Genomic DNA, 25,001 nt, shown 5'->3' with positions numbered 1-25,001 from the left:
TCAGGCTTTCTCACCGGCACGATAGCGGCAATTTGACCCACTTACTGGATAGAGAGTTTTCCTTATGTCACAGCCTACGCTCAAGAAGGATGCTTTTCTGGCGGCGCTTGCCCGTCAGTGGCAACGGTTCGGCCTCAGTTCCGCACAGCAGATGACGCAACATCAATGGTGGGAAGCCGTCAGTGCGGCGCTGGCCGAGCAGTTGGCCGCACAGCCGGCGCCGCGCAAAAGCGCCAAACCGCTGCGCCACGTGAACTACATCTCGATGGAGTTTCTGATCGGCCGGCTGACGGCGAACAACCTGATCAACCTGGGCTGGTACGACACCGTCGAGCAGGCGCTGGCGGAGCAGAACGTCAAGCTGGCGGATCTGCTGGAGCAGGAAACCGATCCGGCGCTGGGCAACGGCGGGCTGGGGCGGCTGGCGGCCTGTTTCCTTGACTCGATGGCGACGGTGGAGCAACCGGCCACCGGGTATGGGCTGAACTATCAGTACGGGCTGTTCCGCCAGTCGTTCCAGGGTGGGCAGCAGCAAGAGGCGCCGGATAACTGGCAGCGCGAGAGCTACCCGTGGTTCCGCCACAACGCCGCACTGGCGGTGGACGTGGGCATCGGCGGCAAGCTGGAAAAGCAGGCCGACGGCCGCGAACTGTGGCGCCCGGCCTTCACCCTGCGCGGCGAAGCCTGGGATCTGCCGGTGCTGGGGTATCGCAACGGCGTGGCGCAGCCGCTGCGCCTGTGGCAGGCGACCCATCAGCATCCGTTCAACCTGAGCGATTTCAACGACGGCAAATTCCTGCAGGCGGAGAAGCAGGGCGTAGAAGCCGACAAGCTGACCAAGGTGCTCTACCCGAACGACAACCATCAGGCCGGCAAGCGCCTGCGCCTGATGCAGCAGTATTTCCAGTGCGCCTGCTCGGTGGCGGACATTTTGCGCAAGCACCATCAGGCTGGCCGCAAGATTGAAGAGCTGCCGAAGTACGAAGTGATCCAACTGAACGACACCCACCCGACCATCGCCATTCCGGAAATGCTGCGCATTCTGCTGGACGAACACCAGCTGGAGTGGGAGGCGGCCTGGGCGATCACCAGCAACACTTTCGCCTATACCAACCACACCCTGATGCCGGAAGCGCTGGAGTGCTGGGATGAAAAACTGGTGCGCAGCCTGCTGCCGCGCCATTTCTCCATCATCAAACAGATCAACGCCAGGTTCAAAAAGCTGGTGGATAAGCACTGGCCGGGCGACGAGGCGGTGTGGGCCAAACTGGCGGTTCACCACAACAAGCAGGTGCGCATGGCCAACCTGTGCGTGGTCAGCGGCTTTGCGGTCAACGGCGTGGCGCAGCTGCACTCGGATCTGGTGGTGAAGGATCTGTTCCCGGAATATCACCAGCTGTGGCCGAACAAATTCCATAACGTCACCAACGGCATCACGCCGCGCCGCTGGCTGAAACAGTGCAACCCGGCGCTGTCGGGCCTGATCGACGAGACGCTGAAGGTGGAATGGGCGAACGATCTCGACGCGTTGCGCGGGCTGGAAAAATTCGCCGACGACGCGGCGTTCCGCCAGCGTTATCAGCAGATCAAACGCGACAACAAGGTGGCGCTGGCCCATTACGTACACGGCGTGATGGAGTTGACGCTCGACCCGGACGCGATTTTTGACGTGCAGATTAAGCGTCTGCACGAGTACAAACGCCAGCACCTGAACCTGCTGCACATCCTGTCGCTGTATCGCCAGCTGCGCGACAACCCGAATCTGGACATCGTGCCGCGCGTCTTCCTGTTCGGCGCCAAGGCGGCGCCGGGCTACTACCTGGCGAAGAACATCATCTACGCGATCAACCAGGCGGCCGAGAAGATCAATAACGATCCGCTGGTGAAAGATCGCCTGAAAGTGGCGTTCATTCCCGACTACCGCGTGTCGGTGGCCGAACTGATGATCCCGGCGGCGGATATCTCCGAGCAGATCTCCACCGCCGGTAAAGAGGCCTCCGGCACCGGCAATATGAAGCTGGCGCTGAACGGCGCGCTGACGGTCGGCACGCTGGACGGCGCCAACGTCGAAATCGCCGAGCAGGTGGGCGAAGACAATATCTTTATCTTCGGCAATACCGTGGAGCAGGTGAAGGCGATACTGGCGAAGGGCTACGATCCGCTCAGCTACCGCAAGAAGGACAAGCACCTGAAGGCGATTTTGGACGAGCTGGCGAGCGGCGCGTTCAGCCACGGCGACAAGCACGCGTTCGACATGATGCTGCACAGCCTGCTGGAGGGCGGCGATCCCTATCTGGTGTTGGCGGACTTCGCCTCGTATTGCCAGGCGCAAAGCCGGGTCGATGAACTGTACCGCGATCGGGACGAATGGACGCGGCGGACTATCCTTAACACCGCGCGCGTCGGCATGTTCAGCTCGGATCGTTCGATCCGCGATTACCAGCAGCGCATCTGGCAAGCCAAACGTTAAGGAGAACGAATGGATCGCAAGCGTATCGATCAGGCGGCGGCACAGGCGGGGATCGCCGCCGATTTCATTAATGCCCACGGCAAGCGGCAGGCGATTGAACCGGAGACCAAGCGCAAGCTGCTGGCGGCCATGAATCGGGCCGAAGCCGCGCAGGAAGGGGCGGCGTCGCCGTTACCGGCGGTCAAGGTGTTCTATCAGGGCGCACCGTTGGCGTTGACCCCGGCGGGCGAAGGCGAGTACCTGTGGGCGCTGCAGCGTGAAGACGGCGAATGCCTGCAGGGGCGCGTCGGCGCGCGCAAGACCCTGACGCTGCCGGGCGATCTGCCGGCGGGCTACCACCAATTGACGCTGAGCCAGGGCGCGCGGCAGTGGTCATGCCGAGTGATCGTCGCGCCGAGGCGCTGCTTCGAGCCGAACGCCTTGCTGACCGGCAAGAAGCTGTGGGGCGCCTGCGTTCAGCTGTATACGCTGCGCTCCGATCGCAACTGGGGCATCGGCGATTTCGGCGATCTGCGCCTGATGGTGGAGCAGGTGGGGGAACGCGGCGGCGCTTTCGTTGGCCTCAATCCGATCCATGCGCTGTATCCGGCCAACCCGGAGAGCGCCAGCCCCTACAGCCCTTCGTCGCGCCGCTGGCTGAATCTGGCGTATATCGACGTCAACGCGGTGGAGGATTTCCAACGCAGCGACGCGGCTCAGCGCTGGTGGCAGAAGCCGGCGACGCAGAAGCAGCTGGCCAAGGCGCGCGCCGCGGAGTGGGTGGATTACACCGCCGTGATGCAGCTGAAGCTGGCGGGGCTGAAGCTGGCGTTCCCGCTGTTTCAGGCGCGCAAGCCGAACGACGCGCAGCGTCAGGCGTTCGAACGGTTCGTGACTGAGGGCGGCGAAAGCCTGTATCAGCAGGCGGCGTTCGATGCGCTGCATGCCCACCTGGCGGCCAAAGACGCCAGCCAGTGGGGGTGGCCGGCCTGGCCCGAGCGCTATCGGCGTGGGCAGAGCGAAGCGGTGCGGCAGTTCTGCGATGAGCATCAGGACGCGGTCCGCTTTTACCTGTGGCTGCAGTGGCTGGCGGCCACGCAGTTCGCGCAGTGTTTCGAACAGAGCCGGCAGCAGCAGATGCCGATTGGCCTGTATCGCGATCTGGCGGTCGGGGTGGCGGAAGGCGGGGCGGAAACCTGGTGTGACCGCGAACTGTACTGCCTGAAAGCGTCGGTCGGCGCGCCGCCGGACATCCTGGGGCCGCTCGGGCAAAACTGGGGGTTGCCGCCGATGGATCCGCACGTGATGGCGGCGCGCGGTTATCAGCCGTTCATCGATCTTTTGCGCGCCAACATGACCAGCTGTGGCGCGCTGCGCATCGATCACGTCATGGCGCTGCTGCGGCTGTGGTGGATCCCTTATGGCGAAACCGCCGATCGCGGCGCCTACGTCAAATACCCGGTGGACGATCTGCTGGCGGTGCTGGCGCTGGAAAGCCAGCGCCACCGCTGCATGGTGATCGGCGAGGATCTCGGCACGGTGCCGGTGGAGATCGTCGGCAAGCTGCGCGACAGCGGCGTCTATTCCTACAAAGTGCTGTATTTCGAAAGCGACGGCGAACACCATTTCCGCGCGCCGCAGGCCTATCCGGTGCAGGCGATGGCGACCATCACCACCCACGATCTACCGACGCTGCGCGGCTACTGGCAAAGCGACGATCTCACGCTCGGCAACCGGCTGGGCCTTTACCCGGATGCGGAGATCCTGCGGGCGCTGTTCGCCGATCGGGAACGCGCCAAGCAGGGGCTGCTGGACGGGTTGCATCGCTATGGCTGCGTGCCGCAGAAGGTGGGCAAGAAGGCGGCGCTGCTCGGCATGAGCCCGCTGCTTAACCGCGGCCTGCAGCGCTATGTCGCCGACAGCGCCAGCGCCCTGCTCGGCCTGCAGCCGGAAGACTGGCTGGACATGGCCGATCCGGTCAATATTCCCGGCACCAGCGATCAATACCCTAACTGGCGGCGCAAGCTGACCGAAACGTTGGAGGAGATGTTCGCCGATCCGCGGATAAACCGGTTGCTGAAGGATTTGGACAAACGGCGGCGCAAGGTGTCGGTGGGCTGAAAACGACAATGCCGGAACGGGTTACCCCCTTCCGGCATTGTGTTATCCACCGCGGCGCGAGCGCCGGGGATCAGTAATAGGAGTGCTCGCCGCGCTGGTGCTCGGTCAAATCGCGCACGCCTTTCAGCTCCGGGAATTTCTGCAGCAGCTCTTTCTCGATGCCTTCTTTCAGCGTGACGTCGACCATCGAACAGCCGTTACAGCCGCCGCCGAACTGCAGGATCGCCATGTTGTCGTCGGTGATCTCCATCAGCGTCACGCGGCCGCCGTGGCCCGCCAGCTGTGGGTTGATCTGCGACTGCAGCACGTATTCCACGCGCTCCATCAGCGGCGCGTTGTCATCGACCTTGCGCATCTTGGCGTTTGGCGCTTTCAGCGTCAGCTGAGAACCCAGCTGGTCGGTCACGAAGTCGATTTCGGCGTCTTCCAGATACGGCGCGCTCAGCTCATCGACATAGGCGGACAGTTTGTCGAACTTCAGTTCGGTATCCGTCGCTTCTACCGCGTCCGGCGGGCAATAAGAGACACCGCATTCGGCCGTCGGCGTGCCCGGGTTGATCACGAATACGCGGATTTGGGTGCCTTCTTCTTGATTTGCCAGCAGTTTGGCAAAGTGTTCCTGTGCAGCATCTGTTATACGGATCATAGCATTAGCTCAATAGTTGACTTCTATAGTCGGTTATAATACGCCCATTGCCGTGGCACTACAACGTGCGGCAAACGCACCATATCTGCACCGAGGCGGCGCCTTGCCGCCGCAACAGCGCCGCGATCTCCGCGACGGTGCTGCCGGTGGTCACCACGTCATCCACCAGGGCGATATGCCGGCCGGCGACCGGCACCGTGCAGGTGAAAGCGCGCTGCAAATTGCGCCTGCGCGCTCCGGCGCTCAGCCGCTGTTGCAGGGCTGTCTTGCGCACCCGGCGCAAAGCGGCGGGCCGATAGGCGCAGCCCAGCCAGCGCGCCAGCGGCCGGGCCAGCAGATCGCTCTGGTTATAACCACGGCGCCAACAGCGTGATGTATGCAAGGGTACCGCTAAAATCAGGTCGGGTCTGTTCAGATTCTGCTCTCTGCGCGCCTGCTGCCACCGCAACAGCATCAGGCGCGCCAGCGTCGGCGCCAGCTCGGGCGCGCGGTGAAACTTGAACCTCTTTACCAGTTGGCTGAGGGGCGCAACGTAGTCGCCGACGAACACCAGCCGCTGCCAGGGCGGCGGCCGTTGCAGGCAGCGGCCGCAGGGGGTTTGCGTCTCCCCGGCGGGCAATCCGCAGCGCGGGCAACACGGCGGGTGGGCTGGCAGATGGCGCAGGCAGCAGCTGCAGATGCCATGACGCATCAGGCTCAACGGCTGTCGGCATAGCCAACAGCGGCTGCGGATTGATAGCATAGAGCCTCCGAGACGGATAAGCATGAAAGGACAATAACCAATGACAGCGCTGTACTGGCAAACAATAGGTGAAGGCGAACGCGATCTTGTGCTGCTGCACGGCTGGGGATTGAACGCCGAAGTGTGGAGTTGCATTCAGGCGCGACTGGCGCCGCATTTTCGCCTGCACCTGGTCGATCTGCCGGGTTATGGCCGCAGCCAGGGGTTCGGCGCGTTGTCGCTGGCGCAGATGACGGAAATCGTGCTGGCGGCCGCCCCGCCGCAGGCCTGGTGGCTAGGCTGGTCGCTCGGCGGGCTGGTGGCCAGCCAGGCGGCGCTGATGCAGCCCGAGCGACTCAAGGGGCTGATCACCGTGGCCTCCTCGCCGTGCTTTGCCGCCCGCGATGAGTGGCCGGGGATCCGCCCGGACGTGCTGAGCGGTTTCCAGCAACAGCTGAGTCTGGATTTCCAGCGCACCGTCGAGCGTTTTCTGGCGCTGCAGACGCTGGGCACCGAGAGCGCGCGTCAGGACGCGCGCCAGCTGAAGGCGGTGGTGCTCAGCCAACCGACCCCGAGCGTCGAGGTGTTGAACGGCGGGCTGGAGATCCTGCGCACCGCCGATCTGCGCGTACCGCTGGCGGAGTTGAATCTGCCGCTGCTGCGGATCTACGGCTATCTGGACGGGCTGGTGCCGCGCAAGGTCGCCGAGCTGCTCGATGCCGCCTGGCCGCATTCTGCGTCGCAGATCGTGGCCAAAGCCGCCCATGCGCCGTTTATCTCTCATCCCGATGAATTTGTGACGATGATCGAAGCGTTTATTGCAGCACATTGAATCCGGTGGGAAATCGCACGATAGGGCGCTAAAAAAAACGCCGCCGGGTGGATAAAAGACAAAGCTGTTCGATACTTAGTGAGTCAATGCGTTGGCTGCAAAATGAAAAGACCGCGTGCGGCGCTTTTCATTTTGGCGTTTCGTCTCTGGGAAACAGGCCCCGTCAGGGAAAGCAACGAGGCCTGAGGATGTCGCGGCAGCCTGCGGTACTACGCATGGATTCTTGACGGCTTTCATAACAGATAAATTATCCATTGAGAGGTTAGTGTCATGAAATCATTGAAGATGATTATTGCAGCGGCAGTGCTGGGTTCGGTGTCTTTCGGCTCCATGGCGGCAACCCTGCTGACCAAGGAAGATCTGGATAAGAACCCGGGTAAATACGAGAAGATCGGCACCGTCACCACGACGGCGGAAACCACGTCACCGATGGATGCCAAGGAAGAGCTGTCCAAACTGGCGGACGAAAAGGGCGGTCAATACTACGTGATCCTGGCAGGCCGCGAACACGGTAAATTCAGCGCCATCGCCGAAGTTTACAAAGACAAGCAATAAGCCTTGAACGGCAAAGGGGCGCCCGTCATGGCGCCCCTGATCGTCAGGCCTTCAGCCGGTAGAACACCGTGCTGCACCCCTGCCCCTGCGGGCAGCTTTTGCAACTGCCGCTCAGACAGGCGCCGTCATCCTGTTCGATGCGTTCCACTTTTCCCATCGCCGTCAATCGATCCAGCATCGCCTGCACCAGCGGCAGCGGCGTCGCCAGCGAGTGGCTGAGCTGCTGCGCCTGGGCGCTGCCGCGCAGCGCCAGCGCATCGCGCACCTGCAGCAGCCCGGCCATCAGTGACAGCTCCCTTTGGCGCTCTGGCAACAGGCCGCCGGCGTGGCGTTGCCCAGGCGCACCGTGACGCGGCTGCGCGCCCGGCGCAGGCCGAACAGCACCAGCAGATTCACCAGCACCACCGCCAGGATCGCCGTCAGGCTGTACTGCGGGTGTTGATTGAAGGTGGCCGCCTGATAGAACAGCGTCGCCAGCGAGTAGGCCACGTTCAGCCCCCACAGAATAGAGAAGGTCATCCAGCCACGGCTCGATTCACGGGCGATGGCGCCCATCACCGAGACGCAAGGCACATACAGCAGCACGAAGATCAGATAGCTGTAGGCGGAGATGCCGGAGCCGAATTTGCTGCTCATCACGCCCATCGAGCCGACGCCCATCTCGCCGTCGCCCTTACTGGCTTCGATCGGGTTGGAGAGCACGCTCAGGCTGAAGGTATTTTTCAGGCCGTCCCAGGTTTCGTGCAGCGCGCCGCCCAGTTCATCGAGCAGGTTGAAGTTGGCGGCGTCGAACGCCTCTTTGTTGATGCGCTCGGCGGTGTACAGCGTATTCAGCGTGCCGACCACCACTTCTTTCGCCATCGCGCCGGTCACCAGCCCGACGGTGGCCTGCCAGTTATCGCTGTGGACGCCCATCGGCTGCAGCAGCGGCGTCAGCACCTTGGAGACCGAGGCCAGCGCGGAGTCGTTGATGTTGTCGACCGTCTTGCCGCTGAACGAGAAGCTGTTCAGGCCGCCGATGAATATGCTGGCCACCACGATCACCTTGCCGGCGCGCAGCACGAAGCCTTTCAGCCGCTGCCAGGTTTGCAGCAGCAGGCTTTTCAGGTGCGGCACATGGTAGACCGGCAGCTCCATCACGAACGGCGAGGCTTCGCCGCGCATGAGGGTGTATTTGAGCACCAGGCCGGTAAGGATCGCCACCGCAATGCCGAGCATGTACAGCGAGAACACCACCCCGGCGCCGTCCTGGCCGAAGAAGGCGGCGGCGAACACCGCGAAGATCGCCAGACGGGCGCCGCAGGACATGAACGGCGCCATCATGATGGTGATCAGGCGCTCGCGCTGGGCGTCCAGCGTCCGGGCGCCCATGATGGACGGCACATTGCAGCCGAAGCCGACGATCAGCGGCACGAAGGATTTGCCCGGCAGCCCGAGCGCCTGCATCAGGCGATCCATCACGAACGCCGCGCGCGCCATGTAACCGGAATCCTCCAGGAACGACAGAAACAGGTACATCATGCCGATCTGCGGCACCAGCGGCAGCACGGTATTGATGCCGCCGCCGACGCCCTGCGCCAGGAAAACGGTCAGCCAGTCGGGGAAGTGCAGGGTGTAGCCGAGCCACTGAATGCCCTGAATGAAGATCGCTGCCGAGCCGATATCGAAGATCGGCTGCAGCGCGCCGCCGATGTTGATCGCCAGCAGGAACATCAGGTACATCACCAGCAGGAAGATCGGCACGCCCAGCCAGCGGTTGAGGATCACTTTATCCAGCAGCTCGGTCAGGCGGTTGGGCATCGCCTGCTGCGAGTTGCTGACCTCATCGCACAGGGCGGCGATAGACTGGTAGCGCGCGTCGGCGATCACCAGCGCCGGATCTTCCTGCTGCTGCTGTTGCAACGCCTGGGCAGCCGCAGGCAACAGCGCGACGGCGGGACCGGCCAGCCGGTGGCTGTAGATGTCGCCTTCCAGCATTTGCAATGCCAGCCAGCGGCGCTGCACCGCCGGCAGCGTTTGCGGCATGGCGTCGCTCAGCGTGGCGACCGCTTTCAGCAACAGCGGTGGGTAGTTCACCAGCGCCTGCTGTTCGTTGATGTGATGATTGTCGATCATCTGTTTCAGCACGCCGATGCCGTCGGCGCGGGTGGAGATCATCGGCACTACCGGGCAGCCGAGGCGCGCCGACAGCGCGGCGACGTCGATATCGATATGCTGACTTTTGGCGATGTCGAGCATGTTCAGCGCCACGATGCAGGGAATGCCCAGCTCCAGCAGCTGCAGCGTCAGGTAGAGGTTGCGCTCCAGGTTGGAGGCGTCGACCACGTTGATCAGCAGATCGGCATCGCCGCTCAAAATGTAGTGGCAGGCGATCTGCTCATCGAGCGAGGTTTGCTCTGAAATGGTGGTCAGGGAGTAGGTGCCGGGCAAATCGACCAGCCGTACGTCGGACTGCGGGGTGGTGAAATGGCCTTCTTTGCGTTCGACCGTCACGCCCGCCCAGTTGCCGACCCGTTGGCGTGCGCCGGTCAGCTGGTTGAACAGCGTGGTTTTGCCGGAGTTCGGGTTACCGATTAAGCCGATGGTGAGTTTTTTCATAGTTCAGCGTGTCGTCTTCAAGGAGAACAGCGCCGGCGCAAAGGCGCGTCGGCAAACGGAGAGCGCGTCGGCTCAGGGCTGGCCGTCGAGCTGCAGCAGCGCCAGATCCTTCCTGCGCAGCACCAGGCTGACGCGGCGAGTTTTAATTTCTATCGGATCGCCCAGCGGTGCGACGCGCACTACGTCGAACGAAGAGCCGGGCAGCATGCCGAGCGATAACAGTTTCTGGCGGTAGGCCGGCGCAATTTCACCGGAAAAGCCGACAATCTTATACGTGCGTTTAGGTTGGAGCTGCATGTGATTAACCTTCCGGGTGCCGATGAGCATCGGGCTGATGATAATTGGACGTTGCCGGCGAAAATGCCACGCCGTCGGCGGTATTCATCCATAAGGTCATGCAATAAAGTGAGCGCAAATAATAGTAATTATCATTATCGCGTTCAATACAAAAAGTAAGGGTATTGTAACCAATTATTATGGCGTCGACAGTTTTTGATGGCGTTGTCTTGATTAACGACGTTTTACCACCGGTTGCGCTGGGGAACAAATGAGAATGGCGAGTTAAATCAGTTACGTATTTGTAGCCGAGTTTTCTTGTTTGCAAATATAGATGGTTTTTTCCCTTTATTTATTTCCACCGAAAGGCAATTCGATAACATTATTCCGCCGTAATGCGAGCGGTAACCATTTGTGTTTCTCTCACAATTCGCGAGATGAAAAATGCGTGTTAACGAAGTTGTTAATAAATGGCTGCAGAAGGGATTGTTGTTGCCTGAATAATGGGAGGGTGGTCACGCAGGCGCGGGAAATAAAAAGATGACGGTTTATTGAGGCGGGTCAAGAAATGCCGCAAGTTTTATTCATCAGAAAGGGGCGGAGCAGGCTCCGCCCCCTGTTGGATCTGACTTAGCGTTTCTTGCCGAATGCCGCCGCCAGCGCGTCGCCCATGGCGCTGTTGCCGGCCGGCGCCGCGTTGCGCGGTTTGGCCTTGTTGCCGCCCGCCGAACGGTTGGTGTGGTCGCGCGTCTGTGCAGGCGCGTTGCCGCCGCGGCGCGGTGAACCTTCGCCCGGCTGCTCATCCAGGCGCATGCTCAGCGCGATGCGTTTACGCTGCAGATCGACTTCCATCACCTTCACTTTGACGATGTCGCCGGCCTTCACCACGGTGTGCGGATCTTCAACGAACTTGTCCGCCAGCGAGGAGATGTGCACCAGGCCATCCTGATGCACGCCGATATCCACGAAGGCGCCGAAGTTGGTGACGTTGGTGACCGACCCTTCCAGGATCATGCCCACCTGCAGATCGTTGAGGGTTTCCACGCCTTCGGCGAAGGTGGCGGTTTTGAACTCCGGACGTGGATCGCGGCCCGGCTTCTCCAGCTCTTTCAGGATGTCGGTGACCGTCGGCACGCCGAACTTGTCGTCGGTGAAGTCGACCGCTTTCAGGCTGCGCACCGCCGAGGCGTTGCCCATCAGGTCCTGCAGCGCCTGCTCGGTGGCGGCCAGGATGCGCTGCACCACCGGGTAGGCTTCCGGGTGAACGGTGGAAGCATCCAGCGGGTTGTCGCCGTGGTTGATGCGCAGGAAGCCGGCGCACTGTTCGAAGGCCTTCGGCCCCAGGCGGCTGACTTTCAGCAGTTGCTCACGGTTGCTGAAGCGGCCGTTCTCGTCGCGCCAGTTGACGATGTTCTGCGCCATCATGCGCGTCAGGCCGGCCACGCGGGTCAGCAACGGCACCGACGCGGTGTTCAGATCGACGCCGACGGCGTTCACGCAGTCTTCCACCACCGAGTCCAGCTTCTTCGCCAGCTGGCTCTGGCTGACGTCGTGCTGATACTGGCCGACGCCGATGGATTTCGGGTCGATTTTCACCAGCTCCGCCAGCGGATCCTGCAGACGACGGGCGATGGACACCGCGCCGCGCAGCGACACGTCGAGATCCGGGAACTCCTGCGCCGCCAGTTCTGACGCGGAATACACCGACGCGCCCGCTTCGCTGACGATCACTTTCTGCGCCCGGACGTCGCCGAACTGCTTTTGCAGGTCGAGATAGAAACGCTCGGTTTCACGCGAAGCGGTGCCGTTGCCGATGGCCACCAGCTCCACGTTGTGTTTGATGCACAGCGCCGCGACGATGGCGGCGGCTTTGGCCGCTTGCCCGGTGTGCGGGTAGACGGTGTCGGTGGCGACCAGCTTGCCGGTCGCGTCGACCACGGCGACTTTCACCCCGGTGCGCAGGCCCGGATCGAGGCCCATGGTGGCGCGCATGCCGGCCGGCGCGGCCATCAGCAGATCGTGCATGTTGCGGGCGAAAACGTTGATCGCTTCATCTTCCGCGCGCTCGCGCACCGTGCCCATCAGCTCGGTTTCCAGGTGCAGCAACACCTTGATGCGCCAGGTCCAGTTGACCACCGCCTTGCGCCAGGCGTCGGCCGGGGCGTTATTCAGGCGCAGGTTGAGGTGATTGATGATGATCAGCTCCGCCTGGCTTTCGCGCGGCGCTTCCTCAAACTGCGGATCGGCGTTCAGCGCCAGCTGCAGCACGCCTTCGTTGCGGCCGCGGAACATCGCCAGCGCGCGGTGCGAAGGCACCTGAGAAATCGGTTCGTGGTGATCGAAATAGTCGCGGAACTTGGCGCCTTCTTCTTCCTTGCCCTCGACCACTTTGGACACCAGATGGGCGTTTTTCCACAGGTAGTCGCGCACCTTGGCCAGCAGCGTGGCATCTTCGGCGAAGCGCTCCATCAGGATATAGCGCGCGCCGTCGAGGGCGGCTTTGACGTCCGCCACGCCCTTGTCGGCGTCGACGTAGCGTTCAGCCAGCTGTTCCGGCTGCTGTTGCGGATCCTGCCACAGTGCGTCCGCCAGCGGTTCCAGACCGGCCTCGATGGCGATCTGGCCGCGGGTGCGGCGCTTCGGTTTGTACGGCAGGTAGAGGTCTTCGAGTTCGGTCTTGCTCAGCGTGGCGTTGATCGCCCCCGCCAGTTGTTCGGTCAGTTTGCCCTGTTCATCGATCGACTTCAGGATGGTCTGACGACGATCTTCCAGTTCACGCAGATAACCCAGGCGGGTTTCCAGCTGGCGCAGTTGGGTGTCGTCCAGGCCCCCGGTGACTTCCTTACGATAGCGTGCAATAAAGGGCACGGTATTACCTTCATCCAGCAGACGGATGGCGGAGTCGACTTGCTCCGGCCGGGCCTGCAGTTCTGTTGCAATAATGCGGCTCAGTGGGTCATTCATAGGTCTGGTATCTGTATTGAGAACGGTGAATAAACAGGGGACAGTTATACGGATTGATCGGGGAAAATGCCAGTGGAGCGGGCCGCCGCCGCGCGGCCGCCACGTGGAGAACTGCGCAGGCGGCGGCGTTGGCGGCGGTTCGGAAAAAGCTGAAAGCTTACTTCGGGTAGTCTATCTCGTTAACGTACCACTGCGCCTCGCCCAGCGGCGTATTGACGGTGGCGACGTCGCCGACCTCTTTTTTCAGCAGGGCGCGCGCCATCGGCGCGTCGATGGAGATGTAATCCTTGCGGCCGAAGATCTCGTCGTAACCGACGATGCGAAAGCGTTTGGTCTCGCCGTCGTCGTTCTCCACCTCCACCCAGGCGCCGAAGAACACCTTGCCTTCCTGCTGCGGGGAGTAATCGACGATCTTCAATTGCTCCAGGCATTTGGTCAGATAGCGGACGCGGCGGTCGATCTCGCGCAGCCGCTTCTTGTTGTACTGGTAGTCGGCGTTTTCGCTTCTGTCGCCCAGGCTGGCGGCCCAGGTCACTTTCTTGGTCACCTCGGGGCGTTCTTCGCGCCAGAGGTAATCCAGCTCTTGCTTGAGCTTGTCATACCCTTCACGGGTTATCAGTTGAGTTCTCATGGTGATTTATCTTTATGGGGCCACCGCCACAGTGTACGTGAATGCGGGGGGCTTTAGAAATGGCGCGCGGGCCTGCGCGTTGCCGCACGGTTGTTATTCAGTTTGCGCAGCTTTTAACAATCGGGAGTATGCTTAGCGATAGCGGAAAAGGAATGTGACGAAAGGAGGATATCTGGCGAGAGAGACAAGGAATTTTGGCGCACAACCCAACACATTGAAGGTATTACCGCATGGAATTTAAAGATTACTACGCAACGATGGGCGTTGAGCCCAACGCCGATCTGAAAACCATCAAAACGGCCTACCGCCGGCTGGCGCGTAAATATCACCCTGACGTGAGCACCGAAGAAGACGCCGAGAGCAAATTCAAGGAGCTGGCCGAAGCCTATGAGGTGCTGAAGGACGAAGAGCGCCGCGCCGAGTACGATCAGATCCGGCTGCACCGCAACGATCCGAACTTTGGCCGCCAGGCGCGCGGCGATCGCGGCGGCTATCAGCAGAGCGCTTCATGGCACGGCGGCGGCGCCGACGCGCAAGACTTCTCCGATTTCTTCGAAAGCATGTTCGGCGGGCGTGCGGCGGGCGGGCATCGCTCCGCTTCGCACTCGCACGGCGGGCATGGCTTCCGCGGCCAGGATCTGGAGATGGAGGTGCCGCTGTTCCTCGAGGAAACGCTGCATGGCCAAAGCCGCGAGATCTCCTACAAGCTGCCGGTGTACGACGAGCTGGGGCGGCAGGTGAGCGAAGCCAGCAAAACGCTGAACGTGAAAATCCCGGCCGGGGTGGGCGACGGCGAGCGCATTCGCCTCAAGGGGCAGGGCGTGGCCGGCGTGGGCGGCGGCCAGAACGGCGATCTGTATCTGGTCATCCGCCTCGCGCCGCACCCGCTGTTTGAGATCGACGGCCACAACCTGAGCATCGTGGCGCCTCTCGCCCCTTGGGAGGCGGCGCTCGGCGCCAGCATTGAGGTGCCGACGCTGACCGGCAAAATCGCGTTGACCGTGCCGGCCGGCAGCCAGAGCGGCAAACGGCTGCGGGTCAAGGGCAAGGGGCTGGCGGGCAAGAAAGAGCCCGGTGACCTGTATGTCATTCTCAAGGTGGTGATGCCGCCGAAGCCGAACGAGAAGGCCAGCGCCCTGTGGCGAGAACTGGCTGAACAGGCGGCGTTCAACCCGCGCGCGGAATGGGAGTAAAGCACATGATGAAGAAAGAGATCACTTTCACCGTGGTGGAACTGTGCCAACGGGTGGAGATTTCAGAGGATGAGCTGGTCGAGATCGTTGGCCTGGGCGTGATCGTGCCGCTGGAGCCGGCGCAGCCGAGCTGGGAGTTCGACTACCCGGCGCTGAGCCATCTGCAGCGTGCGCGCAGGCTGCGGGCCGAGCTGGATCTGGATTGGCCGGGGATCGCCATGGCGCTGACGTTGCTCGATCGAGTTGAGGCGCTGCAGCAAGAGAACCGGCAGCTGCGCCGGCAGCTGGCGCGTTTCCTGCAGACTTCCTGACTCGCCGTCAAAACGCCACCGTGCGGTTTGCCGGTGGCGAAATTGCGTAAAATTGGGCCGCGGCCCCACATTGCGCTGATAAAGGGCGATATTTTGACGAACCCCCGTCGACATTCACTGAAAATTGTTGATAAATGGGGAAAAGAATAAGCTTTGTAACAATTTCGTCTAGAATACATACCATTAAACGCTGTCTCAAATGGCAAGGTTTTCTAACAATATTCGAGTCAGGCAATAAAGCCTTTGGGAGTAATACCATGCAAGAGAATCATAAGATCCTGGTTGTCGATGATGACATGCGCCTGCGCGCACTTTTGGAACGTTATTTAACCGAGCAGGGCTTCCAGGTTCGCAGCGTTGCCAACGCTGAGCAAATGGATCGCTTGCTGACCCGTGAATCCTTCCATTTGATGGTGCTCGATCTGATGTTGCCGGGCGAAGACGGCCTGTCCATCTGCCGCCGCCTGCGCAGCCAGAGCAACCCGATGCCGATCATAATGGTCACCGCCAAAGGTGAAGAGGTCGATCGCATCGTCGGGCTGGAAATCGGCGCCGATGACTACATTCCTAAACCGTTCAACCCGCGTGAGCTGTTGGCTCGCATTCGTGCAGTGCTACGCCGCCAGGCTAACGAGCTGCCGGGCGCGCCTTCGCAGGAAGAAGCGGTGATCGCGTTCGGAAAATTCAAACTGAACCTCGGCACCCGCGAGATGTTCCGCGAAGACGAACCGATGCCGTTGACCAGCGGCGAGTTCGCGGTACTGAAGGCGCTGGTCAGCCACCCGCGTGAACCGCTGTCGCGCGATAAGCTGATGAACCTGGCGCGTGGCCGCGAATACAGCGCCATGGAGCGCTCCATCGACGTGCAGATCTCTCGCCTGCGCCGCATGGTGGAAGAAGATCCGGCGCATCCGCGTTATATCCAGACCGTTTGGGGTCTCGGCTACGTGTTCGTCCCGGACGGCAGCAAGGCATGAGGCGATTGCGCTTTTCACCGCGTAGCTCGTTTGCCCGAACCCTGTTGTTGATCGTCACCCTGCTGTTCGTCAGCCTGGTGACGACCTATCTGGTGGTGCTGAACTTCGCCATCCTGCCCAGCCTGCAGCAGTTCAACAAGGTATTGGCCTACGAAGTGCGTATGCTGATGACCGATCGGCTGCAGCTGGAGGACGGCACGCTGCTGGAAGTGCCGCCGGCGTTCCGCCGCGAGATCTACCGCGAACTGGGCATCTCTCTCTACACCAACTCGGCGGCGGAGGAGAGCGGCCTGCGCTGGGCGCAGCACTACCAGTTCCTCAGCCAGCAGATGGCGCAGCAGCTCGGCGGGCCGACCGATGTGCGGGTGGAGGTGAACAAGAACTCCCCGGTGGTGTGGCTGAAAACCTGGCTGCAGCCCGATATCTGGGTGCGCGTGCCGCTGACGGAAATCCACCAGGGCGACTTCTCTCCGCTGTTCCGCTATACGTTGGCGATCATGTTGCTGGCGATCGGCGGCGCCTGGCTGTTTATCCGCATTCAAAACCGCCCGCTGGTGGAGCTGGAACATGCGGCGCTGCAGGTGGGCAAGGGGATTATTCCGCCGCCGCTGCGCGAGTATGGCGCTTCCGAAGTGCGATCGGTGACTCGCGCATTCAATCAGATGGCGTCGGGCGTCAAACAGCTGGCGGATGACCGCACCTTGCTGATGGCCGGGGTCAGCCACGATCTGCGCACGCCGTTGACGCGTATCCGGCTGGCGACGGAGATGATGAGCGCCGAAGACGGCTATCTGGCCGAGTCGATCAATAAAGACATCGAAGAGTGCAACGCCATCATCGAGCAGTTCATCGATTATCTGCGCACCGGGCAGGAGATGCCGACCGAAAGCAGCGATCTGAACGCCATTTTGGGCGAGGTGGTCGCGGCGGAAAGCGGCTATGAGCGGGTGATTGAAACCGCGCTGTCGCCGGGTGAGCTGATGATGAACGTGCACCCGCTGTCGATTAAGAGGGCGGCGGTGAACATGGTGGTGAACGCGGCGCGTTACGGCAACGGCTGGATCAAGGTGAGCAGCGGCCGCGAGCTGCAGCGCGGCTGGTTCCAGGTGGAAGACGACGGCCCGGGCATCAAGCCGGAAGAGTTGAAGCACCTGCTGCAGCCGTTCGTCCGCGGTGACAGCGCGCGCAGCACCAGCGGCACCGGTCTGGGGCTGGCGATCGTGCAGCGTATTATCGATGCGCACGACGGTGAGTTGGAAATCGGCACCAGCGAACGCGGCGGGCTCTTGATCCGCGCGTATATTCCGTTGCCGATGGAGAAAAAAGAGTCGGCCAACGGCCATCAAACCGCCAGGGAAAACGCCTGACGCGCTTGGCGCGGGCCGCGTCGTTGCGGCCCCGTCAGGACTTCCTGCTCATCACGTAGTATTCTGCCGCATCCTCATGCAACCGACGGCCGGTCGGCGCCTGCCACGGATCGATTAACTCGATGCCGCAGTGGAGGAAGTCTTTGGTATTGCGGGTAGCCAGGGCGGCGCCGTAATGCAGGCAGGTGGCGGCGATTTGGGCATCCGGCACGCTCATCGCTTTACCCAGAAGCCGATTCCTTGCCGTCAATTCCGCGTATTGCATCGCGCACAGCCCATCAAACGGCAATATCTGCCCCTCGAACTTCAATTCAAGAGCGTCCGCCAATTTGAGCTTGAGATCCCGCTGGCGCTTGCCGTCAGGCATGCAGGTGACGCCGCTGAACAGTTCGGCCAGGACAATGGCGCTCAGATAGAGATCGTCATTGTCCTTTTCATTTAGCCAGTTAATGACGTTGTAGTACGGGCTGGGGCGCAGCGTTTCTGAAATGACGTTGGTGTCGAGAATGATCATGCGTTGTCATCTTCATCATCAAAGGTGACGATGCGTGGTGGCACGGCGTCACGCGGTGGGATCTCCAGCTCAACGCCGCCAAATTCGGCGAAGTGCTGATGCATCCAGGTACCCAATCCATAGCGCGGCGGCTTTTTCACCAGCGCCTGTTTCAGGATCATGCGCGCTTCCTCTTCCATGGAATGGCCGTTTTTCGCCGCTGAAATACGCAGCAGCTCTTTGATTTCGTCGTCCAGATTTCTGACGGTGATAGTAGCCATTGAAACCTCCTTTGCTATCAATGATTGCATTGACTTATTTTCTCGCCTTGCTGGTTAAAAAGCAATCGCTGAAAATAAAAAAAGGCGCGGGATCCGCGCCTTAGCTGAAGAGGTAACGCTACCGAATTACAGCTTAGGGCCGGCGCTGACCAGCGCGGCGCCCGCAGGCGTGTCGGTGTATTTGTCGAAGTTGGTGATGAAGCGCTCGGCCAGATCCTGCGCTTTTTCCTGCCACTGCTCGAGGCTGGCGTAGGTATTGCGCGGATCGAGGATCTCCGGGTTCACGCCCGGCAGCGCGGTCGGCATTGCCAGATCGAAGATCGGCAGGGTGACGGTTTCCGCCTTGTCGATTTCACCGCTCAGGATGGCGTCGATGATGCCGCGCGTATCTTTGATCGAGATGCGCTTGCCGGTACCGTTCCAGCCGGTGTTGACCAGGTAAGCCTGGGCGCCGGCGGCCTGCATGCGTTTCACCAGCACTTCGGCGTACTGCGTCGGGTGCAGCGACAGGAACGCGGCGCCGAAGCAGGCGGAGAAGGTTGGCGTCGGTTCGGTGACGCCGCGCTCGGTGCCGGCCAGCTTGGCGGTGAAGCCGGACAGGAAGTGGTACTGAGTCTGGTTGGCGGTCAGACGCGATACCGGCGGCAGCACGCCGAAAGCGTCGGCGGTCAGGAAGATCACCTTGGTGGCGTGACCCGCCTTGGACACCGGCTTGACGATGTTCTGGATATGGTAGATCGGGTAAGAAACGCGGGTGTTCTCGGTTTTCGAACCGTCGTTGAAGTCGATGCTGCCGTCGGCCAGCACGGTGACGTTTTCCAGCAGCGCGTCGCGTTTGATGGCGTGGTAGATGTCCGGCTCGGCTTCTTCAGACAGCTTGATGGTCTTGGCGTAGCAGCCGCCTTCGAAGTTGAACACGCCGTCGTCGTCCCAGCCGTGCTCGTCATCGCCGATCAGCTGACGCTTAGGATCGGTGGAGAGGGTGGTTTTGCCGGTGCCGGACAGGCCGAAGAACACCGCCACGTCGCCTTTCTCGCCCACGTTGGCCGAGCAGTGCATCGAGGCGATGCCTTTCAGCGGCAGCAGGTAGTTCATCATCGAGAACATGCCTTTCTTCATTTCGCCGCCGTACCAGGTGCCGCCGATCAGCTGCATGCGCTCGGTCAGGTTGAAGGCGACGAAGTTCTCCGAGTTCAAACCTTGCTGCTGCCAGTTCGGGTTGGTGCATTTGGCGCCGTTCATCACCACGAAGTCCGGCTCGAAGTCAGCCAGCTCTTCGTCGCTCGGGCGGATGAACATGTTTTTCACGAAGTGCGCCTGCCAGGCCACCTCGGTGATGAAGCGCACTTTCAGGCGCGAGTCGGCGTTGGCGCCGCAGAAGGTATCCACCACGAACAGGCGCTTGCCGGAAAGCTGTTCGGTGACCAGGTGTTTCAGATCGGCCCACACTTCCGGGCTGAGGGGTTTGTTGTCGTTTTTGCCTTTGCCCTGATCGGCCCACCACACGGTATCGCGGGTGATGTCGTCGCGGACGATGTATTTGTCTTTCGGCGAGCGGCCGGTGAAGATGCCGGTATCGACGGAGACGGCCCCCAGCTTGGTGACTACCCCACGCTCAAAACCTTCCAGAGATGGGTCTGTTTCTTCCTTAAACAGCAGTTCATAGCTCGGGTTGTGAACGATTTCGCTAACGTCGTGAATGCCGTAAGCGGCCAGATCCTGAGGGGTTATACCTTTAACGCGCATGTTACTACTCCTTGGTCACAGAATTTCTGGCGGCAATTGTAGGGATCTAACGGTGCGTAACAGCGATGGGTATCAAATATTTAACGTTTTAGGCGGTATTTCGTTACGATCTGAGAGATAGCACACGGAAAAAAGCAAACGTGCAAACGGCGGGCGTTGGCGGGCGCCGGGCGCGCCCGCCGAAGGGGGTATAACTTAGTGCAACCTGTCGCTTTCGCCGGTATTACCCGCATACAAGGCGGCAACATCAACCGGGTCAAAGACATAGTGGCTGCCACAGTAGTCGCAGTGCATGTCGATATTGCCGTCCTGCTCCAGCATGTCCGCCACTTCATCGGTCGGCAGGGTCAGCAGTGCGTCGGCGCAACGCTGGCGTGAACAGGTGCAACGGAACTGCACGTCCTGCGGTTCGTACAGGGTGACTTCTTCCTGGTGATACAGGCGGTACAGCACTTCGTTGGCCGGCAGGCCGAACAGCTCTTCGCTTTTTACCGTGTTGGTCAGTTGCACCAGATGATCGAAATCATCGAGGTTGCCGTCCTGCGCCGGCAGCACCTGCAGCAGCATACCGGCCGCCGCGGCGTGGCCTTCCGCTTCGCCGGTGCGGATGAACAGCCGGGTTGGCAGCTGTTCGGACTGGCGGAAGTAGGCTTCCAGGCACTCGGCCAGGGTTTCACCTTCCAGGCCGACCACGCCCTGATAGCGCTCGCCTTCCGTCGGGGAAATGGTGATGACCATGACGCCGTTGCCGATCATCTGATGCAGGGTGCTGTCGTCGGCGATAGGCGCCTGGGTGCGCGCAACGCCGCGCATCTCCTGGCGGTTGTTGCCGTTGATCACCGCCAGCTTCAGCGGGCCGTCGCCCTGCAGCTGCACGGTGATGTCGCCGTCGAACTTCAGGGTCGCGGTCAGCAGACTGGTGGCGACCAGCAGCTCGCCCAGCAGCTTTTGCACCGGCGCCGGGTAGTCGTGATTATTCAGGATCTGCTGATAGGTTTCGCTGACGGTAACCAGCTCGCCGCGCACCGCGTAGTTTTCAAACAGGTAACGGTGCAATTGGTCATGGTTGGACATAATCTTCTCTCATTGCGGTGAGGGGTTATTCCGGCTCACCAAATTTAAATTTCATCAGGTCGCGCCGCTCCTTTTTGTCCGGACGGCGGTCCGGATGCGGCATGGTCAACGCGTTCATCTTGCGCGCCAGCGCCATTTTTTCGCGGTTGGCGATGCTGGCTTCGGTTTCCTGATACATTTGCTGCGCCTCGCCGGCGCCGCGGCGTTGGCTGCTCAGCGCCAGCACGATCACGGTTCGTTCTTCGTTGCCCTGCCGCAGCTGGAGCTCGGCGTTGAGTTCGACAATCTTGCTCGGCTTGCCGCGCTGGCCGTTGTAATGCACCTTGCCGCCGTCGATCATTTCGCGCGCCAGCGCGCGGGTCTTGTAGAAGCGTGCGGCCCACAGCCACTTGTCCAGCCGGACCGCGTCGTCGCGCGTCGCTTTTTCCTTCATGCTTCCCCCTTGGCCAGCGCCGGTATCAGCAGGCGATAGTCGCGCATCGACGGATGGCGCTGGAAGCTTTTTTCCGCCGTGCTGGAGTCCGGGTTTTGCACGCCCAGGCAGTAACGAATGCCGAAAGCGCGTGCCGCGTCGAGGATCGGCTCGCCGTCGTCGACGAACAGCGTGCGCTGCGGATTGAATCCGGTGTGCTGCTGCACCGCCTGCCACAGACGCTGATCTTCTTTCGGATAACCAAATGTGTGGGTGGAAAACAATAAATCAAGGTGCCGATCGAGGCCGGTATGCTCGATTTTCACCGCCAGGCTGTGCGGATGGGCGTTGGTCAGCAAAATGGTTTGCAGACCGGCGTCGCGCAGCGCCCGTAAAAATGGCTCGGTGTCTTCGCGCAGCCGGGCGCGGCTGCCCACTTCGCTGGTCATGCGGTAGATATCCAGATCCAACCGCTCGCTCCAGTAATCGAAGCAATACCAGTTCATGGTGTGCTGCACCGCCTGATATTCCCGCTCAATGATATTGCGGGCTTCGTCGAACGGAATGGTGCGCCTTTCGCTCAGCGCCTGCGGCACCAGGCTGAGCCAAAAGTGGCTGTCGAACTCCAGATCCAGCAAGGTGCCGTCCATATCCAGCAGCACGGTATCGATCTGCGGCCAATCAAACTCGGGAACCATAAAAACTCCACGGGCGAACCGACGGGCGGTCCGCGGATGAGAATAATAGCGTTAGCGTAGCATAAGCAGATGACAGGGCGGAGGCCCCGACGCCAGGTTCAGGCTATCGGCCGCATCGACATCGGATTGAGCTGCGGATTGAAGCAGCTGTCGTAGTAACGCTGGATATCGGCGACGCGGTGCTGATTGATGCGCCGACGCTGCACCAGCCGCCAGGCGTTATAGCCCAGGCTGATGACCACCGCCAGCAACAGCAGGCTGGTACCGAGGTAGCGCCACAGGGTGATCATGTCCGGTTCGCTGTGCAGCGCCACGTGGCGGGTGCCGTTGGCGTCGACGCTGAGGCTGGTGATCACCCCCTGCGCCTGGAACGGGGTATGCAGCAGCAGGGTGGAAAGGCGCTGCAGTTCATTCCACTGGTCGAGGGCGTTGTATTCGCTCTGCGGCGCCGAGGATTGCGGATGGCTGACCAGTTGGCGGCCTTCGTCGCTGCGGATCAGGAAACCGCCCGGCGGCGGGCTGTTGAGCGCCGCGGCGGCCAGACGCGTTTCATTGAAGATAAACGACGACGTGGCCACTTTGGTCAGGCTGTCCAGCGATTCGGCACTCACCGGGCGCAGCAGCACGTTGACGCCTTGCAGCGCGCCGGATCTGGCGCGTTTCACCAGGCCGCTCCAGTTTTTGGCGTTACCCAGGTTGACCAGGGCGTTTTTCAACCGCACGCAGTCATTTTCTGCCTGACACAAATCCTGTGTTTTCAGAACGATATCAGAGAAGTCATCCAACAGGATCATGCCGGATTTCTCAATGGCGCTGGCCAACTGCGGGTTGACCTTCTGATCGGCGCCGCTCGGATGCAGCTGGCTGTTGACCGTAGCCAGCAGGGCCGTCGCTTTGTCTATGACTTCCGATTCCGGCTGCGGCAGCGGGGCGGCGTTGTTCCAATAAATGCCGGAGCAGTCGAACGGCGCGAAATTGGCGGCGCCGCCACCGTTGGCCGGCGGCGGCACATAGCACATGCCGCTGCCGCGCACTTTCAGCGTGTCGCCGATGCGCAGCGGCGTGGCCTCCAGCGCCTGTACGCTGGTCACTTCCACTTTTTGCGCGCCCTGCAGCCAGGCCATGCTGAGGGTCAGCGGCAGGTTGAGCGGGATATAGATCAGCAGCAACAGCAGCACCAGCGCCGAGCTGGCGACCAGCACCGCGTTGCGGCCCCACTGCTGCAGCGGGAAGTTCTTCACTTCGTCATGCAGCGAGAGGAAGCGCCCCTGGCGCACCACCTGTCGATTGAGGTAGACGTCCACGTCGGTGGTCTTGCCCAGGTCCTGCGTCAGGTAAGGCTGCCAATGCGGCGGGTAGATAAGATCGATGATGCCGAGCGAAATGTTGCTGATCTGCCCCTGGCCGGATTCGCCGAACAGGCCCCAGCGCTTCGGCGTGCCGCGCAGACAGTGGATCTCCTTCAGCTCGCGTGAGGCCGGGCGACGGAACAGATTCCAGCATCCCCAGGCGATCATCAGCACCGCCACGAAAATCATCCAGGGGATCACCAGTACCGGGCTTATCAGGCTGAAGAACAGCAGCAGCAGCGCAACGGAGATGATGACGGCTTCACGGATGCCGTTCGGCCGGTTCAGCGCATGCTCTTCCGGCGTTTCCTTGCGAATATTGACCAGCTCGACATGCTCGCTCTCCTCCTTGCGGATGGACGCGTTTTTGGTCGGCGCGGCGGTCACCACCGGCGGCTGCGGCCGGTCGTGAATATGATCTTTCAGTGAATGCCCGTTGAGCGAAATCACCAGCGGCAGCGTCTGGGTTCTGATCACTTCCACATGGTTATCGGCGGTGATATAGGGCTCCCAGAACGGCGGCAGATGCACCTCTTCAGCGTCGAGGTAATAGCGCCATTTATTGGGATCGTCGCTGGCCAGCCCGTAGCGGGTGATGGCGTGCGTGACGGGATAAACGTTATCGCTTTGCGGGGTGAGCGCCAGCTTGGCCGCGGGCAGCGTAGCGCCGCCGCCGGGCAACAGTTTGTTGCTCAGCTTGTTTTGCTGATTGAGGTAGAATTCGACCGCGGCGCGCTCTTCGTCGGTCAGCTTGCGGTGGGCTGGTTTGATAAACGGCAGCGCGTGCGCCAGCGCCGACGGGTTGCGCGCCTTGAACCACAGGTACAAGCCAGCGGCAATCAGGCAGACAAGCACTAAGGCCAATATCAACACTATTGTGCTCATGCAATCCCCAGCTCACACCGTGAATTTCACCAACCTGATGAAAAGCTGAATATTATACGGAGTAAACCGCCAGGAGGCACCCAGAACTAATGAGGGAACAAACAGATTCTCGCTCTGGATCTCATTCCTTCATGACGCAAGGCCATTTTATCACTGATTCTTGCCTGCGTGATACTAGCAACCGGCCTCTGCCGTCGATATCGGCATTATCCTATTTTCTTGCACGCTGTTTGCTGAATCAGTACGGAAAATCGCCGGCCGCTGGCTACGCTTGTTAAAAGAAAGTAAATTACTGCTCATGCGCGTTGCGGCGGAGCTTGCCCTTAACGCACAATGTGATCAGGATCGAATTTGGTCAGCGTTTGAGCGCCTACGAGCCGTGCGTTACGCCAATCATTATTTCGGTTGCCCCGTCCCCGTCT

22 protein-coding genes are annotated in these 25,001 nt (G+C 61.1%); 8 read left to right on the top strand and 14 right to left on the bottom strand.

Features of this window, described 5'->3' with window-relative positions:
- The first annotated feature begins 64 nt into the window (after positions 1 to 64).
- Both malP and malQ read left to right on the top strand, forming a co-directional pair.
- Positions 65 to 2,470, top strand: coding sequence for a maltodextrin phosphorylase (malP, locus tag ACJ8HB_RS19525; RefSeq protein WP_047570212.1), 2,406 nt, complete (start codon positions 65 to 67; stop codon positions 2,468 to 2,470).
- 9 nt (positions 2,471 to 2,479) lie between these two features.
- Positions 2,480 to 4,570: a 4-alpha-glucanotransferase gene (malQ, locus tag ACJ8HB_RS19520; RefSeq protein ID WP_047570214.1), complete on the top strand. Its 2,091-nt coding sequence runs from the start codon at positions 2,480 to 2,482 to the stop codon at positions 4,568 to 4,570.
- A gap of 70 nt (positions 4,571 to 4,640) precedes the next feature.
- Here malQ and nfuA read toward each other — a convergent pair whose 3' ends face one another.
- A complete protein-coding gene (gene nfuA / locus ACJ8HB_RS19515; RefSeq protein WP_033631902.1) occupies positions 4,641 to 5,216 on the bottom strand; it encodes a Fe-S biogenesis protein NfuA in 576 nt (191 codons plus the stop codon).
- A 58-nt stretch (positions 5,217 to 5,274) separates the two neighbouring features.
- A complete protein-coding gene (gntX, locus tag ACJ8HB_RS19510; protein ID WP_047570217.1) occupies positions 5,275 to 5,958 on the bottom strand; it encodes a DNA utilization protein GntX in 684 nt (227 codons plus the stop codon).
- Between the two features lie 40 nt (positions 5,959 to 5,998).
- Between gntX and bioH the strand changes: the two genes are divergently transcribed.
- Both bioH and ACJ8HB_RS19500 read left to right on the top strand, forming a co-directional pair.
- A complete protein-coding gene (gene bioH, locus ACJ8HB_RS19505; RefSeq protein ID WP_047570219.1) occupies positions 5,999 to 6,769 on the top strand; it encodes a pimeloyl-ACP methyl ester esterase BioH in 771 nt (256 codons plus the stop codon).
- Positions 6,770 to 7,039: 270 nt separating this feature from the next.
- Positions 7,040 to 7,324: a YdgH/BhsA/McbA-like domain containing protein gene (locus ACJ8HB_RS19500; protein WP_004930765.1), complete on the top strand. Its 285-nt coding sequence runs from the start codon at positions 7,040 to 7,042 to the stop codon at positions 7,322 to 7,324.
- A 43-nt stretch (positions 7,325 to 7,367) separates the two neighbouring features.
- Here the strand turns inward: ACJ8HB_RS19500 and ACJ8HB_RS19495 are convergent, their stop codons facing one another.
- The 5 genes from ACJ8HB_RS19495 to greB all read right to left on the bottom strand — a co-directional run bounded on the left by ACJ8HB_RS19495 (position 7,368) and on the right by greB (position 13,793).
- The gene (locus tag ACJ8HB_RS19495; RefSeq protein WP_033636318.1) at positions 7,368 to 7,607 is read right to left on the bottom strand and encodes a FeoC-like transcriptional regulator; all 240 of its coding nucleotides are present in this window, start codon (positions 7,605 to 7,607) and stop codon (positions 7,368 to 7,370) included.
- A complete protein-coding gene (gene feoB, locus ACJ8HB_RS19490; RefSeq protein WP_047570221.1) occupies positions 7,607 to 9,922 on the bottom strand; it encodes a Fe(2+) transporter permease subunit FeoB in 2,316 nt (771 codons plus the stop codon). The genes ACJ8HB_RS19495 and feoB overlap by 1 nt, the downstream gene beginning before the upstream one ends.
- Before the next feature lie 72 nt (positions 9,923 to 9,994).
- Positions 9,995 to 10,219 carry a ferrous iron transporter A gene (gene feoA, locus ACJ8HB_RS19485; protein WP_025304553.1) on the bottom strand — a complete coding sequence of 75 codons (225 nt, stop codon included), beginning with the start codon at positions 10,217 to 10,219 and terminating at the stop codon, positions 9,995 to 9,997.
- Positions 10,220 to 10,828: 609 nt separating this feature from the next.
- Positions 10,829 to 13,162: a Tex family protein gene (locus ACJ8HB_RS19480; protein WP_047570224.1), complete on the bottom strand. Its 2,334-nt coding sequence runs from the start codon at positions 13,160 to 13,162 to the stop codon at positions 10,829 to 10,831.
- A 157-nt stretch (positions 13,163 to 13,319) separates the two neighbouring features.
- Positions 13,320 to 13,793 carry a transcription elongation factor GreB gene (gene greB / locus ACJ8HB_RS19475; protein ID WP_033636315.1) on the bottom strand — a complete coding sequence of 158 codons (474 nt, stop codon included), beginning with the start codon at positions 13,791 to 13,793 and terminating at the stop codon, positions 13,320 to 13,322.
- Positions 13,794 to 14,023: 230 nt separating this feature from the next.
- Here greB and cbpA point away from each other — a divergent pair, with 230 nt between their 5' ends.
- The 4 genes from cbpA (at position 14,024) to envZ (ending at position 17,641) form a co-directional block, all read left to right on the top strand.
- Positions 14,024 to 14,986, top strand: a complete 963-nt coding sequence (gene cbpA / locus ACJ8HB_RS19470) for a curved DNA-binding protein (RefSeq protein WP_033636314.1) — start codon at positions 14,024 to 14,026, stop codon at positions 14,984 to 14,986.
- Positions 14,987 to 14,991: 5 nt separating this feature from the next.
- Positions 14,992 to 15,297 carry a chaperone modulator CbpM gene (locus ACJ8HB_RS19465; RefSeq protein WP_033636313.1) on the top strand — a complete coding sequence of 102 codons (306 nt, stop codon included), beginning with the start codon at positions 14,992 to 14,994 and terminating at the stop codon, positions 15,295 to 15,297.
- Between the two features lie 257 nt (positions 15,298 to 15,554).
- Positions 15,555 to 16,274 (top strand): osmolarity response regulator transcription factor OmpR, encoded by a 720-nt coding sequence (gene ompR, locus ACJ8HB_RS19460; RefSeq protein WP_004709363.1) that lies wholly within the window; start codon positions 15,555 to 15,557, stop codon positions 16,272 to 16,274.
- Complete coding sequence (envZ, locus tag ACJ8HB_RS19455) at positions 16,271 to 17,641, top strand: two-component system sensor histidine kinase EnvZ (protein ID WP_033636312.1); 1,371 nt, start codon at positions 16,271 to 16,273, stop codon at positions 17,639 to 17,641. Before ompR ends, envZ begins: the two co-directional genes overlap by 4 nt.
- Positions 17,642 to 17,675: 34 nt before the next feature.
- On the opposite strand, the gene ACJ8HB_RS19450 is transcribed toward envZ, so the two are convergent.
- The 7 genes from ACJ8HB_RS19450 to ACJ8HB_RS19420 all read right to left on the bottom strand — a co-directional run bounded on the left by ACJ8HB_RS19450 (position 17,676) and on the right by ACJ8HB_RS19420 (position 24,579).
- Positions 17,676 to 18,155 (bottom strand): type II toxin-antitoxin system VapC family toxin, encoded by a 480-nt coding sequence (locus tag ACJ8HB_RS19450; RefSeq protein WP_047570238.1) that lies wholly within the window; start codon positions 18,153 to 18,155, stop codon positions 17,676 to 17,678.
- Entirely contained in the window at positions 18,152 to 18,415 is a 264-nt protein-coding gene (locus tag ACJ8HB_RS19445) for a FitA-like ribbon-helix-helix domain-containing protein (RefSeq protein ID WP_004930730.1), read from the bottom strand. Before ACJ8HB_RS19445 ends, ACJ8HB_RS19450 begins: the two co-directional genes overlap by 4 nt.
- A 126-nt stretch (positions 18,416 to 18,541) precedes the next feature.
- The gene (pckA, locus tag ACJ8HB_RS19440; protein WP_015379308.1) at positions 18,542 to 20,161 is read right to left on the bottom strand and encodes a phosphoenolpyruvate carboxykinase (ATP); all 1,620 of its coding nucleotides are present in this window, start codon (positions 20,159 to 20,161) and stop codon (positions 18,542 to 18,544) included.
- A 195-nt stretch (positions 20,162 to 20,356) separates the two neighbouring features.
- Positions 20,357 to 21,235 (bottom strand): Hsp33 family molecular chaperone HslO, encoded by an 879-nt coding sequence (gene hslO, locus ACJ8HB_RS19435; protein WP_033636310.1) that lies wholly within the window; start codon positions 21,233 to 21,235, stop codon positions 20,357 to 20,359.
- Positions 21,236 to 21,260: 25 nt separating this feature from the next.
- Entirely contained in the window at positions 21,261 to 21,668 is a 408-nt protein-coding gene (gene hslR / locus ACJ8HB_RS19430) for a ribosome-associated heat shock protein Hsp15 (RefSeq protein WP_047570240.1), read from the bottom strand.
- Positions 21,665 to 22,345 (bottom strand): GMP/IMP nucleotidase, encoded by a 681-nt coding sequence (yrfG, locus tag ACJ8HB_RS19425; RefSeq protein WP_047570242.1) that lies wholly within the window; start codon positions 22,343 to 22,345, stop codon positions 21,665 to 21,667. The genes hslR and yrfG overlap by 4 nt, the downstream gene beginning before the upstream one ends.
- Before the next feature lie 98 nt (positions 22,346 to 22,443).
- Positions 22,444 to 24,579, bottom strand: coding sequence for an intracellular growth attenuator family protein (locus tag ACJ8HB_RS19420; RefSeq protein WP_047570243.1), 2,136 nt, complete (start codon positions 24,577 to 24,579; stop codon positions 22,444 to 22,446).
- Positions 24,580 to 25,001 lie beyond the last annotated feature (422 nt).

The organism is Serratia sp. CY27727, from assembly GCF_052169275.1.
In the GTDB taxonomy this organism is placed as follows: domain Bacteria; phylum Pseudomonadota; class Gammaproteobacteria; order Enterobacterales; family Enterobacteriaceae; genus Serratia; species Serratia sarumanii.
This window is presented reverse-complemented; position numbering and strand designations above follow the sequence as displayed.

Coding starts and splice junctions, on each gene's coding strand:
- envZ (WP_033636312.1), top strand. CDS start 16,271: ATGAGGCGATTGCGCTTTTCACCGCGTAGCTCGTTTGCCCGAACCCTG.
- ACJ8HB_RS19450 (WP_047570238.1), bottom strand. CDS start 18,155: ATGATCATTCTCGACACCAACGTCATTTCAGAAACGCTGCGCCCCAGC.
- nfuA (WP_033631902.1), bottom strand. CDS start 5,216: ATGATCCGTATAACAGATGCTGCACAGGAACACTTTGCCAAACTGCTG.
- ACJ8HB_RS19495 (WP_033636318.1), bottom strand. CDS start 7,607: ATGGCCGGGCTGCTGCAGGTGCGCGATGCGCTGGCGCTGCGCGGCAGC.
- feoA (WP_025304553.1), bottom strand. CDS start 10,219: ATGCAGCTCCAACCTAAACGCACGTATAAGATTGTCGGCTTTTCCGGT.
- malP (WP_047570212.1), top strand. CDS start 65: ATGTCACAGCCTACGCTCAAGAAGGATGCTTTTCTGGCGGCGCTTGCC.
- feoB (WP_047570221.1), bottom strand. CDS start 9,922: ATGAAAAAACTCACCATCGGCTTAATCGGTAACCCGAACTCCGGCAAA.
- ACJ8HB_RS19445 (WP_004930730.1), bottom strand. CDS start 18,415: ATGGCTACTATCACCGTCAGAAATCTGGACGACGAAATCAAAGAGCTG.
- yrfG (WP_047570242.1), bottom strand. CDS start 22,345: ATGGTTCCCGAGTTTGATTGGCCGCAGATCGATACCGTGCTGCTGGAT.
- ompR (WP_004709363.1), top strand. CDS start 15,555: ATGCAAGAGAATCATAAGATCCTGGTTGTCGATGATGACATGCGCCTG.
- ACJ8HB_RS19480 (WP_047570224.1), bottom strand. CDS start 13,162: ATGAATGACCCACTGAGCCGCATTATTGCAACAGAACTGCAGGCCCGG.
- hslR (WP_047570240.1), bottom strand. CDS start 21,668: ATGAAGGAAAAAGCGACGCGCGACGACGCGGTCCGGCTGGACAAGTGG.
- greB (WP_033636315.1), bottom strand. CDS start 13,793: ATGAGAACTCAACTGATAACCCGTGAAGGGTATGACAAGCTCAAGCAA.
- ACJ8HB_RS19420 (WP_047570243.1), bottom strand. CDS start 24,579: ATGAGCACAATAGTGTTGATATTGGCCTTAGTGCTTGTCTGCCTGATT.
- cbpA (WP_033636314.1), top strand. CDS start 14,024: ATGGAATTTAAAGATTACTACGCAACGATGGGCGTTGAGCCCAACGCC.
- hslO (WP_033636310.1), bottom strand. CDS start 21,235: ATGTCCAACCATGACCAATTGCACCGTTACCTGTTTGAAAACTACGCG.
- pckA (WP_015379308.1), bottom strand. CDS start 20,161: ATGCGCGTTAAAGGTATAACCCCTCAGGATCTGGCCGCTTACGGCATT.
- gntX (WP_047570217.1), bottom strand. CDS start 5,958: ATGCTATCAATCCGCAGCCGCTGTTGGCTATGCCGACAGCCGTTGAGC.
- ACJ8HB_RS19500 (WP_004930765.1), top strand. CDS start 7,040: ATGAAATCATTGAAGATGATTATTGCAGCGGCAGTGCTGGGTTCGGTG.
- ACJ8HB_RS19465 (WP_033636313.1), top strand. CDS start 14,992: ATGATGAAGAAAGAGATCACTTTCACCGTGGTGGAACTGTGCCAACGG.
- malQ (WP_047570214.1), top strand. CDS start 2,480: ATGGATCGCAAGCGTATCGATCAGGCGGCGGCACAGGCGGGGATCGCC.
- bioH (WP_047570219.1), top strand. CDS start 5,999: ATGACAGCGCTGTACTGGCAAACAATAGGTGAAGGCGAACGCGATCTT.